The organism is Mycolicibacterium cosmeticum (assembly GCF_000613185.1).
Lineage (GTDB): Bacteria > Actinomycetota > Actinomycetes > Mycobacteriales > Mycobacteriaceae > Mycobacterium > Mycobacterium cosmeticum.
This window is the reverse complement of record NZ_CCBB010000002.1, coordinates 165,751-179,231: the sequence shown is the minus strand read 5'-3', so window position 1 is coordinate 179,231 and position 13,481 is coordinate 165,751. Positions and strand designations below refer to the sequence as shown.

Annotated in this window: 14 protein-coding genes; 4 read left to right on the top strand and 10 right to left on the bottom strand. The window is 69.4% G+C overall.

All coding sequences use genetic code 11. The annotated features are described in order from the left end of the window. Positions 1-46: 46 nt before the first annotated feature. Positions 47-2,128 (top strand): M13 family metallopeptidase, encoded by a 2,082-nt coding sequence (locus tag BN977_RS16155; RefSeq protein WP_036399559.1) that lies wholly within the window; start codon positions 47-49, stop codon positions 2,126-2,128. 69 nt (positions 2,129-2,197) lie between these two features. Here the strand turns inward: BN977_RS16155 and BN977_RS16150 are convergent, their stop codons facing one another. The 3 genes from BN977_RS16150 to BN977_RS16140 all read right to left on the bottom strand — a co-directional run bounded on the left by BN977_RS16150 (position 2,198) and on the right by BN977_RS16140 (position 4,319). Then, positions 2,198-3,259 (bottom strand): L,D-transpeptidase, encoded by a 1,062-nt coding sequence (locus BN977_RS16150; protein ID WP_024454989.1) that lies wholly within the window; start codon positions 3,257-3,259, stop codon positions 2,198-2,200. A 196-nt stretch (positions 3,260-3,455) separates the two neighbouring features. Continuing rightward, positions 3,456-3,758 (bottom strand): copper-sensing transcriptional repressor RicR, encoded by a 303-nt coding sequence (gene ricR, locus BN977_RS16145; protein ID WP_024454988.1) that lies wholly within the window; start codon positions 3,756-3,758, stop codon positions 3,456-3,458. Positions 3,759-3,761: 3 nt separating this feature from the next. Next, a complete protein-coding gene (locus BN977_RS16140; RefSeq protein WP_036399555.1) occupies positions 3,762-4,319 on the bottom strand; it encodes a DUF305 domain-containing protein in 558 nt (185 codons plus the stop codon). Positions 4,320-4,399: 80 nt separating this feature from the next. Between BN977_RS16140 and ilvD the strand changes: the two genes are divergently transcribed. Then, positions 4,400-6,112 carry a dihydroxy-acid dehydratase gene (gene ilvD, locus BN977_RS16135; RefSeq protein WP_036399552.1) on the top strand — a complete coding sequence of 571 codons (1,713 nt, stop codon included), beginning with the start codon at positions 4,400-4,402 and terminating at the stop codon, positions 6,110-6,112. A gap of 155 nt (positions 6,113-6,267) precedes the next feature. Beyond that, positions 6,268-6,942 (top strand): Crp/Fnr family transcriptional regulator, encoded by a 675-nt coding sequence (locus BN977_RS16130; RefSeq protein WP_024454985.1) that lies wholly within the window; start codon positions 6,268-6,270, stop codon positions 6,940-6,942. 27 nt (positions 6,943-6,969) lie between these two features. Here the strand turns inward: BN977_RS16130 and BN977_RS16125 are convergent, their stop codons facing one another. Genes BN977_RS16125 through BN977_RS16105 form a run of 5 tightly spaced genes read right to left on the bottom strand, consistent with a single transcriptional unit; the run spans position 6,970 to position 10,776 of the window. Then, complete coding sequence (locus BN977_RS16125; protein ID WP_036399549.1) at positions 6,970-7,617, bottom strand: O-methyltransferase; 648 nt, start codon at positions 7,615-7,617, stop codon at positions 6,970-6,972. Next, the gene (locus BN977_RS16120; RefSeq protein WP_036399547.1) at positions 7,617-8,105 is read right to left on the bottom strand and encodes a TIGR04338 family metallohydrolase; all 489 of its coding nucleotides are present in this window, start codon (positions 8,103-8,105) and stop codon (positions 7,617-7,619) included. The genes BN977_RS16125 and BN977_RS16120 overlap by 1 nt, the downstream gene beginning before the upstream one ends. Before the next feature lie 16 nt (positions 8,106-8,121). Then, positions 8,122-8,862 (bottom strand): DUF2786 domain-containing protein, encoded by a 741-nt coding sequence (locus tag BN977_RS16115; RefSeq protein WP_024454982.1) that lies wholly within the window; start codon positions 8,860-8,862, stop codon positions 8,122-8,124. Positions 8,863-8,893: 31 nt separating this feature from the next. Then, positions 8,894-9,940 carry an alpha/beta hydrolase gene (locus tag BN977_RS16110; RefSeq protein WP_084172579.1) on the bottom strand — a complete coding sequence of 349 codons (1,047 nt, stop codon included), beginning with the start codon at positions 9,938-9,940 and terminating at the stop codon, positions 8,894-8,896. Further along, positions 9,937-10,776 (bottom strand): alpha/beta hydrolase, encoded by an 840-nt coding sequence (locus BN977_RS16105; protein WP_024454980.1) that lies wholly within the window; start codon positions 10,774-10,776, stop codon positions 9,937-9,939. Before BN977_RS16105 ends, BN977_RS16110 begins: the two co-directional genes overlap by 4 nt. 52 nt (positions 10,777-10,828) lie before the next feature. Here BN977_RS16105 and BN977_RS16100 point away from each other — a divergent pair, with 52 nt between their 5' ends. After that, entirely contained in the window at positions 10,829-11,842 is a 1,014-nt protein-coding gene (locus BN977_RS16100; protein ID WP_036399543.1) for a sigma-70 family RNA polymerase sigma factor, read from the top strand. A 29-nt stretch (positions 11,843-11,871) separates the two neighbouring features. Here BN977_RS16100 and BN977_RS16095 read toward each other — a convergent pair whose 3' ends face one another. Together BN977_RS16095 and BN977_RS16090 are read right to left on the bottom strand one after the other, a co-directional pair. After that, positions 11,872-12,783 (bottom strand): type IV toxin-antitoxin system AbiEi family antitoxin, encoded by a 912-nt coding sequence (locus BN977_RS16095; protein ID WP_084172577.1) that lies wholly within the window; start codon positions 12,781-12,783, stop codon positions 11,872-11,874. Positions 12,784-12,930: 147 nt separating this feature from the next. After that, positions 12,931-13,425, bottom strand: coding sequence for a VOC family protein (locus tag BN977_RS16090; RefSeq protein ID WP_036399540.1), 495 nt, complete (start codon positions 13,423-13,425; stop codon positions 12,931-12,933). Between the last annotated feature and the right edge of the window lie 56 nt (positions 13,426-13,481).

The following is a 13,481-nucleotide window of genomic DNA, read 5'->3' as shown; positions in this document are numbered from 1 at the left end:
GGCTACCCGGCCCGTTGCTGGGGTCGACTTCTGGCAGGATGCGAGAGTGAGTTCAACTATTGCTTCCGGTATCGACCTCACCTTCGTCGACGCCGAGGTCCGCCCCCAGGACGACCTGTTCGGCCACGTCAACGGGCGCTGGCTGACCGACTACGAGATTCCCGCCGACCGCGCCACCGACGGCGCCTTCCGCACCCTGGCCGACCGCGCCGAGGAGCAGGTGCGTGACCTGATCACCGAGGCCGCCGAGTCCGGCGGTGCCGGCGACGCGCAACGCAGCTCAGGCCCAACTGATGCGACCCGCATCGGTGACCTCTACGCCAGCTTCATGGACACCGACACGGTGGCCCGGCGCGGGCTGGCCCCGCTGCTCGAGGAGCTGGCGGGCATCGACGCCGCCGCCGATGCGGACGCGCTCGCGGTGGTGCTCGCCGGATTGCAGCGCACCGGCGTGAGCGGTGGTACCGGCGTCTACGTCGACACCGACTCCAAGGACTCCACGCGGTACCTGCTGCATCTGTCGCAGTCCGGGCTCGGCCTGCCCGACGAGTCCTACTACCGGGATCCGCAGCATGCCGCGATCCTGGCGGCCTACCCGGCGCACATCGCGCGGATGCTGACCCTGGTGTACGGGGGCGAGCGCAGCGACGGGGAAGGTACCAGGGGCGAGCGCAGCGACGGGGAAGGCACCAGGGGCGAGCGCAGCGACGGGGAAGGCACCAGGGGCGAGGGCGACCACGCCGACACCGCGGCCCGCATCGTGGCGCTGGAGACCAAACTGGCCGCCGCGCACTGGGATGTGGTGAAGCGCCGCGACGCGGACCTGACCTACAACCTGCGTACCTTCGCCGAATTGCCCGGCGAGGCACCGGGATTCGACTGGTCGGGCTGGGTGGGCGCGCTGGGCGCCACACCGGCCCAGGTGGTGGTGCGCCAGCCGGATTACCTGACCGCGTTCGCCGCGCTGTGGGCGGGCGAACCCCTGGCGGACTGGAAGGCCTGGCTGCGTTGGCGGGTCATCACCTCGCGGGCATCACTGCTGACCGATGACCTGGTGGCCGAGAACTTCGACTTCTACGGGCGCACCCTGTCGGGCACCGAGGCCATCCGCGACCGCTGGAAGCGGGGCGTGGCCCTGGTGGAGAACCTGATGGGGGATGCCGTCGGAAAGCTGTACGTGCAGAAGCACTTTCCGCCGGCCGCCAAGGCGCGGATGGATGAGTTGGTGGCCAACCTGCGGGAGGCCTACCGGGTCAGCATCACCAACCTGGACTGGATGACCCCGGAAACCCGGCAGCGCGCCCTGGCCAAGCTGGACAAGTTCACCCCGAAGATCGGCTACCCGGCCCGCTGGCGCGACTACTCGGCCCTGGTGATCGACCGCGCCGACCTGTACGGCAACTACCAGCGTGGCTACGCCGTCGAATACGACCGCGAGCTGGCCAAGCTCGGCGGCCCGGTGGACCGGGACGAGTGGTTCATGACCCCGCAGACGGTGAACGCCTACTACAACCCGGGGATGAACGAGATCGTCTTCCCGGCGGCCATCCTGCAGCCGCCGTTCTTCGACGCCGAGGCCGACGACGCCGCCAACTACGGCGGGATCGGCGCGGTCATCGGGCACGAGATCGGGCACGGTTTCGACGATCAGGGCGCCAAGTACGACGGTGACGGCAACCTGGTGGACTGGTGGACCGACGCGGACCGGGCCGAGTTCGGCCTGCGCACAAAGGCTTTGATCGAGCAGTACGAGGCATTCAGCCCCCGGGCGCTGGACGCGGGCCACCACGTGAACGGGGCGTTCACGGTCGGCGAGAACATCGGCGATCTGGGCGGGTTGTCCATCGCCTTGCTGGCGTATGAACTCTCCCTGGACGGCAAAGAAGCTCCGGTGATCGACGGCCTGACCGGGGTGCAGCGGGTGCTGTTCGGCTGGGCGCAGGTGTGGCGCACCAAATCCCGTGAGGCCGAGGCCATCCGCCGGCTGGCCACCGACCCGCACTCACCACCGGAGTTCCGCTGCAACGGCGTGGTGCGCAATATCGACGCGTTCTACGACGCGTTCCAGGTGGCCGAGTCCGACGAGCTGTACCTGGATCCCGATCAGCGCGTGCGCATCTGGAACTAGCTCACCGAGCCCACAAAACAGACTCCCCGCAGTTCCGGTACGGAACTGCGGGGAGTCTGGTGTCTGGGGCTAGAACATCTGCCAGTCCGACGCCCCGTCGGGCGCGTTGTAGGTGCCCTTGGAGTTCTTCACCACCACGGCGTCACCGCTGCCGAAGTTGTCGTAGAACCACTGGGCGTTGGCCGGGCTCAGGTTGATGCAGCCGTGGCTGACGTTGCGCTTGCCCTGATCGCCCACCGACCACGGCGCGCTGTGCACGAAGATGCCGCTGTTGTCGATGCGCACGGCGTCCTGCACCTTGAGCTTGTAGCCCTCGGCGGAATCTACCGGCACCCCGTAGGTGGACGAGTCCATGACGATGTCCGGGAACTTCTCCAGCACGTAGTAGGTGCCGTTCTTGGTCTCGTGCTTGCCGTCGGGGCGGCCCATCGACACCGGGAAGGTCTTCTCCACCTTGCCGTTGCGGGTCACCGTCATGGTGTGGGTGGCGTCGTCGACGGTCGCGATCAGCTGCTCGGGCACCCGGAAGCTGGACTTGGTGCCCCCGGCGTCGATGTTGACGACGGTGCCGGCCGGCCAGAACGCCAGCGGGCGCCAGCGCAGCTGGGTGTCGGTGGTCCAGTAGAAGCGACCGGGCACCGGCGGCACCGACGAGATGTGCACCGCGTCCTGGGCCAGCTGCCGGTTGGCGATCGGCCGGGCGAAGTTGATGTAGATCGGCTTGGCAGCACCGGCGATCGCCCCGTTGGTCGGGTTGAACGACGGCGGCGCGAACACCGGTTCGCCGGTGTACGGCAGCGGGTTCTGCCCGGCCGGGGTGCCCTCGGGGATGACCGCCGGCGGGGCGAACGGGTTGAACGGCTGCGGCGGGGCAGCCAGCGGATCGGCCGGCGGCGGGGCCAGCGGATCGCCGGGTGGCGGTGGCGGCGGCGCGAACGGGTCCGCCGGCGGCGGGAAGGCGAACGGGTCCGGCGGTGGCGGCGGCGCCGGCGCGGGGGGCGCGTCGACCACTCCGGGATCGGGGGCGACCTCGGGATCGGCCCAGGCAGCCGGGCTGCCGATCGTCCATCCGGCGACCACTCCGGCCGCGAGAATCGCGCTGGCGAGTCTGCGTCTCGTCCGCTGCGACATGCGTCACCTCCAGTACATTTCTGCGGTCCAGTCTGGCACAGCGGCGAACCCCCATTAACCCTGGCGAGGCCGGGCAGACCCCTCATCGCCGCCCGGCCGCCGCCACTGACCTGGGTGTTTGATCGTGGCCGCGGCGCGCGGCGTTACACGCTGTGATGTTTGCAGTGGTCGGCGACGGCGCCGATCCAGGGCGGGTTCAGGACCGGACCAGCCGGGCGATGGCCGCCGACGCCTCGGCCAGTTTGGCGTCCGCCTCCTGGCCGCCCTCGGCCACCGCCTGGGTGACACAGTGCCCCAGGTGCTCGTCGAGCAGGCCGAGCGCCACGGACTGCAGGGCACTGTTGACGGCGCTGATCTGGGTGAGGATGTCGATGCAGTACTTGTCGTCCTCGATCATCCTGGCGATACCGCGAACCTGGCCTTCGATGCGCCGCAGCCGCTTGGCGTAATTGTCCTTCTGCGGCGAATAGCCGTGCTCGACGGCGTTCGAATCGTCCATCTGTCACCCCACCATCTGCTGCATCTGTTGCACCTGCGCCTGACGCGTGGTCAGGACCGATTTCGCCAGCGTTTGCGCGTCGACGTTGCGCCCGCCACTGATCTCCGCCTGGGCCAGGCCGATCGCGCCGCGGTGCAGGCCGGTCATCGACTGCACCCACAGTGTGTCGAACTCCGGCCCCCGCAGCGACTCCAGCCGGCTCAGTGTGGCCGGGTCCGGCGCACCGGGCGCGGCCGGCGGGCCCGAACCGTCGCTCCACTGCACCATCAGCGCCTTGATGGTGTCGCTCTCGCCCTGCTGCCCGGTGGCGATGACCTTGGCGAGGGCGACCAGCGCGGGGTTGGCGGCGCGTTGCTCGGCCAGCCCGGCCAGCGCGATGGCTTGCTGCTGTGACTGCAGCAGCTCGGCCCCGAAGGTGGTGTCCTGCGCGTTGCTGCCCGCGGCCGCGTCGGTGCTCACCGGAGCCGCGCCGGCAGATGTGGGCGCCGGCTCGGATCCCTCCGAGCAACCCGCCAGCAGCAGCGCGCCCCCGAGCAGGGCTACCGAGACCAGAACACGCACTCCACCAGCGTACCGGGTACCCCGGCGGGGTATGCGAATGTGGTTTGGGCCGGTAACGACCCCGAAGGCATACTTACGCCATGCCCTCAGACGCTCCTTCCGGTTCTCCCGACATCAAGCCCCGCAGCCGCGACGTCACCGACGGCCTGGAGAAGACGGCCGCCCGCGGCATGCTGCGCGCGGTCGGCATGGGCGACGACGACTGGGCCAAACCGCAGATCGGCGTCGGCTCGTCCTGGAACGAGATCACCCCCTGCAACATGTCACTGCAGCGGCTGGCCCAGCAGGTCAAGGCCGGCGTGCACGAAGCGGGGGGCTACCCGCTGGAGTTCGGCACCATCTCGGTGTCCGACGGCATCTCGATGGGCCATGAGGGCATGCACTTCTCACTGGTGTCCCGCGAGGTCATCGCCGACAGCGTCGAGACGGTGATGCAGGCCGAGCGCCTGGACGGTTCGGTGCTGCTGGCCGGCTGCGACAAATCGATCCCCGGCATGCTGATGGCCGCCGCCCGGCTGAACCTGGCGAGCGTCTTCTTCTACAACGGCTCGATCATGCCCGGCGTCGCCAGGCTCACCGACGGCACCGAGAAGGAAGTCACCATCATCGACGCCTTCGAGGCGGTCGGGGCGTGCGCGCGCGGGCTGATGTCCCGCGAGGACGTCGACATCATCGAGCGCGCCATCTGTCCCGGTGAGGGCGCCTGCGGCGGCATGTACACCGCCAACACCATGGCCTCGGCCGCCGAGGCACTCGGTATGTCGTTGCCCGGCAGCGCCTCTCCGGTGGCCGTCGACAAGCGCCGCGAAGAGTTCGCCCGCAAGTCCGGTGAGGCTGTGGTGGAGATGCTGCGCCGCGGGATCACCGCGCGCGACATCCTGACCAAGGAGGCCTTCGAGAACGCCATCGCCGTGGTGATGGCGTTCGGCGGCTCCACCAACGCGGTGCTGCACCTGCTGGCCATCGCCTGGGAGGCGCAGGTCGACCTGACCCTGGCCGATTTCACCCGCATCGGCCAGAAGGTGCCGCACCTGGCCGACGTCAAGCCGTTCGGCCGGCACGTGATGAAGCACGTCGACGAGATCGGCGGGGTGCCGGTGGTGATGAAGGCGCTGCTGGATGCCGGCCTGCTGCACGGGGATTGCCTGACCGTAACCGGTAAGACCATGGCGGAGAACCTCGCCCACATCGAGCCGCCGGACCCGGACGGCAAGGTGTTGCGGGCGATGAGCAATCCGATCCATCCGACCGGCGGCATCACGATCCTGCACGGCTCGCTCGCGCCGGAGGGCGCGGTGGTGAAGTCGGCCGGTTTCGACTCCGACGTGTTCGAGGGCACGGCAAGGGTTTTCGAGCGGGAGCGGGCCGCGCTGGACGCGCTCGAGGACGGCACCATCACGCACGGCGACGTCGTCGTCATCCGCTACGAGGGCCCCAAGGGCGGCCCGGGTATGCGCGAGATGCTCGCGATCACCGGCGCCATCAAGGGCGCGGGCCTGGGCAAGGATGTGCTGCTGATGACCGACGGCCGGTTCTCCGGCGGCACGACGGGCCTGTGCGTCGGGCACATCGCCCCGGAGGCCGTCGACGGCGGGCCGATCGCCTTCGTCCGCGACGGTGACCGGATCCGTCTCGACGTGGCCAACGGCACCCTGGACGTGCTCGTCGACGAGGCCGAATTCGAGGCCCGCAAGGCCGGTTTCGAGCCGCTGCCGCCGGTCTACAAGACCGGTGTGCTGGCCAAGTACACCAAGCTGGTCGGTTCGGCCGCCACCGGCGCCGTGTGTTCCTGATCCACGCGAGCGTGCGTGTCTGCACGGCGACACGCCGCACGCGCTGGCATTTTGCGCACGCTCGCAGACAGTTCGGTGGTCCGTGTCTCATGTAGGGTGACAACGAGAGTTGGCCCACAACAACACAGCATTGAGATGCACGGAAAGAGTCTTGAGTGAACGACGTTCTCGCGCGGTCCGGCATCTTCCAGGGCGTGACGCCCGATGCTGCCGCCGCTCTGATCGCGCAGCTGCAGCAGATCTCGTTCTCCCGCGGGCAGACCGTCTTCGTCGAAGGCGAGCCCGGCGACCGGCTCTACATCATCATCGAGGGCAAGGTGAAGATCGGGCGGCGCACCGTCGACGGCCGGGAGAGCCTGATCACCGTGATGGGCCCGTCGGACATGTTCGGCGAGCTCGCGCTGTTCGACCCGGGTCCGCGCACCTCCACGGTCACCGCGCTGACCGAGGTGAAGGCGGTCAGCATGGACCGCGAGGCCCTGCATGCCTGGGTGATGGGCCGCCCGGAGATCGCCGAGCAGCTACTGCGGGTGTTGGCCCGCCGCCTGCGCCGCACCAACAGCGCCCTGTCGGACCTGATCTTCACCGATGTGCCCGGCCGGGTGGCCAAGCAGCTGCTCGACATCGCGATGCGGTTCGGGAAGCAGGAGGGCAACGTCCTGCACGTCACGCACGAACTCACCCAGGAGGAGCTGGCCCAGCTGGTCGGCGCGTCCCGGGAGACGGTGAACAAGGCGTTGTCGGATTTCGCCCAGCGCGGCTGGATCAAGTTGCAGGGCAAGACGATCCTGATCTACGACTCGGCCCGGTTGGCCCAGCGGGCCAAGTAGCCCTCTCACCCCGCTCATTTCACGGAGCTATCTGACGACGGCGATCGCGAACCCGTCCCAGCCTTTGGTTCCGACGGTCTGGATGGCGGCGGTGTCCAGCCGGGGGTGACGGCCCATCATGGCCAGCATGTCGCGCACCCCGCGGGCCTGCGCGTCATCCGCCGCCGGCTCCAGCACCCGGCCCATCCGGGTGACATTGTCGACGACGATCACCGCGCCCGGTTCGGCGAGCCGGACCGCCCATTCGACGTAGGCGCTGTTGTTCTCCTTGTCGGCGTCGATGAAGAAGAAGTCGAACGGGCCCGACAGCGTGGGCAACGTGTCCAGTGCCGCACCGACGACCACCTCGACCCGGTCGGCCACCGCCGCGCGCTGCAGATTCCGGCGGGCGACCTCGGCATGCCGTGGGTCGAACTCCAGCGACACCACCCGCCCGTCCGGTCCGGCGCCGCGGGCCAGACAGATCGTGGAATAACCGGCCAGCGTGCCGATTTCCAGCACCCGGCGGGCGCCGCGAATCCGGGCCAGCAGGTGCAGCAGACGGCCGTGCTGGGCCGACACCTCGATGGCGGGCATGGATTCCGCCGCCGTGGACTCGCGCGCCGCCCGCAACGCATCATCCTCGGTTGCCAACAATTCCCCGAACAACGCGTCCACCGCTACCGGATCGGCCATCAACGCACCCCTTCCTTGGCATAGACCACTCGCAACACATGCGCCACCTCCGGTCCCATCACGGCGCCGGCCAGCTCACCGAAGGTGGCGACGAACTCGGGCCCGTGCGGTGCGCCGTCGGCGCAGAGGTGGTGCGCAAGCTCGTGCAGCACAACGAGTTCCCGTAACGCCCAGGTGGCGTGCCGGTCCGGCACCGCCATGGTCGCGGTGTCCGCCTCGTAATGCGCGGCCGTCAATCCACGCCGGGCCCGCACCAACACCGGCCCGGCACCCGGCCAGCGTTCCCGCACGGCGGGCAACGCCAGCACCTCGTCGACGTAGCGGCGCACCGCGTCCAGCGACGCGAACCGGGCCTCCGGCGGCAGCGTCAGCTGGGTGCCGAAGAAGTCGATCGCGCCGTTACCGCGTTGGGCGGCGCGGTCGAACATGGTCCGGACGAACCCTTCGGCGGCATACACTTTCGCGCGCTGGGCATCGCGGTCGGTCATGGCGTCATGGTGCGGGTCACGGTCTCAGCGGGGTGCGGGCACCCGGCAGCTCCTGGCTGGGCCCCAGCCGGGCCCGCTTGCCGGCCCGGTCACCGGCACGCCGCGCGGCCGACGAGTAGCCCGCCGAGGCGCTGCTGGCCCGCCAGGTGCCCCGCGCCGACGACGTCTCCCGGTAGAACGACCTGAGCTCAAGATCCTTGTTGCGCAAGGCCAGCGCCGTGCCCGGCCGGTCCTGGCGGTCGGCTTCGCGTTCGGCCTCCGCCTTGGCTTCTGCCAGCCGCTGCCCCACCCTGGCACCGAACGCCAGCTGGAAGTTCAGCCGCGCGGTGATGGTCGGCGTCGGCCGGTGCGCACCCGAGTTGATGTACGCCTCGGAGGCCTTGACCATCTGGGTAACCAGGCTGGCGTATAGCGCGTGCGTGGCGTCGATGTCCTCGGCGAACCCGTACGCCTGGACATACGTGGAATTGGTCGCCACATCGCATTTCAGGTCGTTGGCCAGCCCGATGACCACGAACAGCTGCACGTAGGTGCGCAGGCCCTTGGTGCCGGCCGGCCCGATGGTGATGGTGCGCTGTTCGGGCAGCTGGGCCTTGGTGCGCTGCGCCGAATGCGCCCGGGCCACCGCCAGGTCGATGGACGTCGCGGTGGCCAGCCGCTGGGCGGCCGCCATGAAGGCCTCCGCCTCGTGCGCGTTGTCGGTGCCCTCGGCCTGGCGCAGCAGGGCCGCGATCCGCGCCAGCATCTTGTCGCTCATGTTCCTCAGGCTAACCGCTCAGTCCGACAACCTATTTCGTCACAAAAGTGTTCAGCGCATCGGTCAACTGCGGGGATAATGGCGCCTGCTTCGCGTAGTTCGCGACGTTGTCGCTGGGATCGTCGCGCAGCACATGGTTGACGCCCTTGAGCCGGACCACGGTGAGCGCGGTGTGGGCCAGCGCGCCGATCAGCGTCTGCTCGTCCGGGCAGCCGGCCTGGTTGTCGGCGTCGGAGCAGGTCAGCAGCACCGGTGTGGCGGCGGGAACCTTGGCGGCCAGGGCCACCGGATCGATGGCGTCGGCCTCGACGACGGCTTTGACGTTCTGCGCGTTGAGGATTGCCGAAAGACCCTCCGGCAGCTTGTCCGGGGCGGTGCGCTGCGTCCTGGCCTGGGTCACCGCGGCGTTCCAGGCGGCGACGACGGCGTCGGCCTGCTCGCGGGTCTTGGCGCCCGAGCTGACGGCGGCGTCCACATCGGCGTGCACCCGCCCGGTGATGATGTCCAGGTACCGGCCGGACAACGGCTGGAACAACCCCAGCGCGTGGATCTTGGGCGTGTCCGAACCCGCAACAGCGCCATCGGCGGCCAGGGTCATCGCATGGATCGTGCCCTCGCCCAAGGCATAGACCGACAGCTTGGCGGGGTCGACGCCGGGCCGCCCGGCCAGGAACCGGATCGCCGCGCGGGCACCCGCGGTGTACACCGCACTGCCCACCTCGGTGGGGTGGTCCTTGTACTTGCCCAGGCCGGTCCGGCCGGTGCCGACCTTGTCGTAGCGCAGTGTCGCGATACCGTGCCCGGACAGGTACTCGGCGAGCTGCCGCATATTGCCGACCGGGCCGGCCACCGCGTTGTCGCCGTTGCGATCGGTCTGGCCGCTCTCGGAGATCAGCAGGGCCGCCGGGCCCGGGGTGCCCTGGTGCCGGAACGTGCCGTGGATCGTCAGGCCGTCGGCGTCGAAGCTGACGTCCTCGTCCACCCATCCGGTGGGCTCGGTGTTCTTCTCCGCCGAGCAGCCGCCGACCAGCAGCGCGGTAGCCGCCAGGGCCAGCAGCGCCAGGAGGATCCGCCTCACAACCGGGTCTCGATCCAGGTGGTCACGTCATCGAGCACCAGCGCGCGCTCGGGTTCGTTGAACACCTCGTGGTACAGCTCGGGGTAGACCTTGAGATTGACGTCCTGCGACGCCACGCACTCCACCAGCCGTTCGCTGCCTGCCACCGGGACGAGCTTGTCCTGCCCGCCGTGCACCACCAGCAGCGGGGCGGTCAGTGCCGACGCCCGCTGCGGCATGGTCTCGCCGATACCGATGAGCGCCTTGGCAATCCCGGCGGGCAGCTTGCCGTGATGCACCAGCGGGTCGGCCTCGTAGGCGGCCACCACCTGCGGGTCCCGCGACACGGCGTCGGCGGGCAGGTCCTCGACGGGCAGGCCGGGCAACACGCTGCCGACCACCTTGGCCACCGCGACCATCACCGGCGACACCGCGTCCTGCGCGTACACGGCGGGCCCGGACAGCACCATCGCCGCGTAGTCGTCGGGATGTTCGACGCCGTAGGAGAACACGACGCCGCCGCCCATGCTGTGCCCGAGTACCACCCGCTTGAGTTCCGGGTGCGCCGCGGTGGCGATGCCGACCAGGTGGTGGAAGTCCTCGGTGTACTCGGAGATGTCCTTGAGGTAGACGCGCTTGCCGCCGGAGCGGCCGTGCCCGCGCAGGTCGAGGGCGTAGGTGAGCAGCCCGGCCTCGCCGAACCGCTGCGCGACGTGGTCGTAGCGGCGGGCATGCTCGGCGTAGCCGTGGCACAGCACGACGACGCCATTCGGCTCTACACCCGGGGTCCAGACGTCGTAGACGATGCGGGTGCCTCCGACACCGTCGAAGCTACGTTCAGTGCGTGTGGTGGCCACCCGACGAGCCTAACGGGGGGCCGCCGCAATCGGAGGGCGCGAGGGCCCACGTTTGTCGGTGCCGGTGCGTAAGCTCGCATGCGTGAGCGTCCTCACAGATATGGCAGGCCGTTCCGCGAAGGCGGATTCCCCCGACGCGTTCCTCGCCGACGCGCAGCAGTACCGGCGCGAGCTGCTCGCGCACTGCTACCGGATGACCGGCTCCGTGCACGATGCCGAGGATCTGGTGCAGGAGACATTCCTGCGGGCGTGGAAGTCCTATGACGGGTTCGAGGGCAAATCGTCGGCCCGCACGTGGCTGTACCGCATCGCCACCAACACCTGCCTGACGGCCATCGAGAACAAGCAGCGCCGGCCGCTCCCCTCCGGCCTGGGCACCGACAGCGCCGACCCGACCACCGAGATCCTCGAACATCACGAGGTGCCCTGGCTCGAACCGCTCCCGGACACCGCCGAGGTGGTCGAGTCCAGGGAGTCGGTGCGGCTGGCCTTCGTCGCGGCGTTGCAGCACCTGTCCCCGCGGCAGCGGGCCGTGCTGGTGTTGCGTGACGTATTGCAATGGCGGGCAGCCGAAGTCGCCGACGCGATCGGTTCGTCGACGGCCGCGGTGAACAGCCTGCTGCAGCGGGCCCGCGCCCAGCTCGACGAGGTGGGTCCCAGCCAGGACGACACGTTGTCGGCGCCCGATTCCCCCGAGGCGCAGGAGCAGCTGCGCCGCTATATCTCGGCGTTCGAGGCTTACGACATCGACAAGCTGGTGACGCTGTTCACCGACGAGGCGATCTGGGAGATGCCGCCGTTCGACACCTGGTACCGCGGCCCGGAGGCCATCGGCCTGCTCTCCAAGCACAAGTGCCCGGCCGAGCGTCCCGGCGATATGCGGTTCATCGCGACCACCGCCAACGGCCAGCCCGCGGCGGCGATGTACATGCGCAACCCGGAGACCGACGTGCACGAGGCGTTCCAGCTGCACGTCCTGGACATCACGCCGGGCGGTATCGCCCACGTGGTGGCGTTCATGGAGCCTCGCCTGTTCGAGACCTTCGGGCTGCCCGCGGCGCTCTGAATGTCGGGTTCGGGCCCGCGTTCTTCGCCTCAGCGTGCCCCAGGCCGACACTCGGGTGAATCGCCGACCCATGGGCAGCCGGCGTTCCGCAGGGCCGAGCGGATCCGCGTCACCACGACGTGCGGGCGGCGACGCAGCAGATCCGCGCTGACGCGGACGATCGTCCACTTCAGTGCCGAAAGCTCGGCCGATCGGTCGATGTCCCGGGTGCGCTGGACAGGATCGGTCCAGTGCTGCGCACCGTCGTATTCGACGCCGACCTTGAACTCGTCCCATCCCATGTCCAGGCGCGCCACGAAATCGCCATGAGCGTTCCGCACCACGATCTGTGTGCGCGGCTGTCGCAGACCCGCGTCGAGCAGCACCAGCCTGGTTCTCGTCTCCTGGGGTGATTCCGCGCCACCGTCCATCAGCGACAGCGCCTCGCGCAGCCCCAGGAGCCCGCGCATTCCGCGGTGCCTGTCGGCGAGCGCAGCGACATCGTGTGCACCCACACCCGAAGCCTGGGCCAGCGCATCCAACGCCGTCACGGCCGGGACACGCTCGAGGCGGCGGCCCAGATCGAAGGCGGTGCGGGCCGGCGTCGTCACCGGTATGCCGCGAACCGTCATCACCTCGTCACCGCGCAACACCTCGCGATGGATGACGATCCCGTCGGCGTCGGCTGCCCCGCGCCGAGTCAACTCCGCGGGAGTGTCCCCGTCGATCCACTTCGAGCCGAGCAGCGCCGCGGCCGACATCCCGGACACCACCGCGCGGCGATCCGACCAGAGCCACGCCGCGATGGCACGGCGCACCGGCGTCAGTTCCACGCCGTTGGGCAGATAGACGTTGCGATAGATCAGGCGGTGCCGACTGCGCAGCGTGCGTTTGGTGACGAGTCCGGCCGAGCGGGCCTCGGTCCCGAGGAACGGCAATGCGGGGTCCATGGCGACGTTCATGGCAACAATGTCGTCGCCGGGACCGACCGAGCACGCGTGCCCGCCGCGCCGGAAGTCGGTCCGTGTGGATGAATCCGTGACTGGGGATGAGACCGAATGTCGGGTTCGGGCACGGCAAATGCCGCGCCACGTGACTCAACCCGACACTCAGCCCTCGCCCCGTACCGCCGCCTGCAGCGCCGCGATGTCGAACTTCCCGATGGTGGCCATCACCGCGTTCATCAGCCGGTCGTTGGCCGCGGCGTCGCCCTCGTCGAGCAGGTCGTAGTACTCGGTCGGGGTGATCTGCCAGGCCAGCCCGTACTTGTCCTTGAGCCATCCGCAGGGCAGCTCGGACCCGCCCTCTACCAGGGCGGCCCAGACCCGGTCGAGCTCGTCCTGCCCGGTGACACGCACCTCCAGTGACACCGCTTCGGTGAAGCTGAACTGCGGACCGCCGTTGATCCCGACGAACCGCTGGCCGGCGAGTTCGAATTCGACCACCAACGGGACATCCTGCGGTGACGGCGCGGCCGGGTGCGCGGCGATGGTGGTGACGATCCGGCCGTTGCCGCCGAAGGCGGCGATGTAGTGCGCGACGGCTTCCTCGGCCTCCCGGTCGAACCACAGGTTGGGGACGATGCGCGCGTCGATCTTCGTCATGGGAGTCACCTCTCGTCGGCGAAAAAACTGGTCACCGGTATAGACCGGGCCTCCCA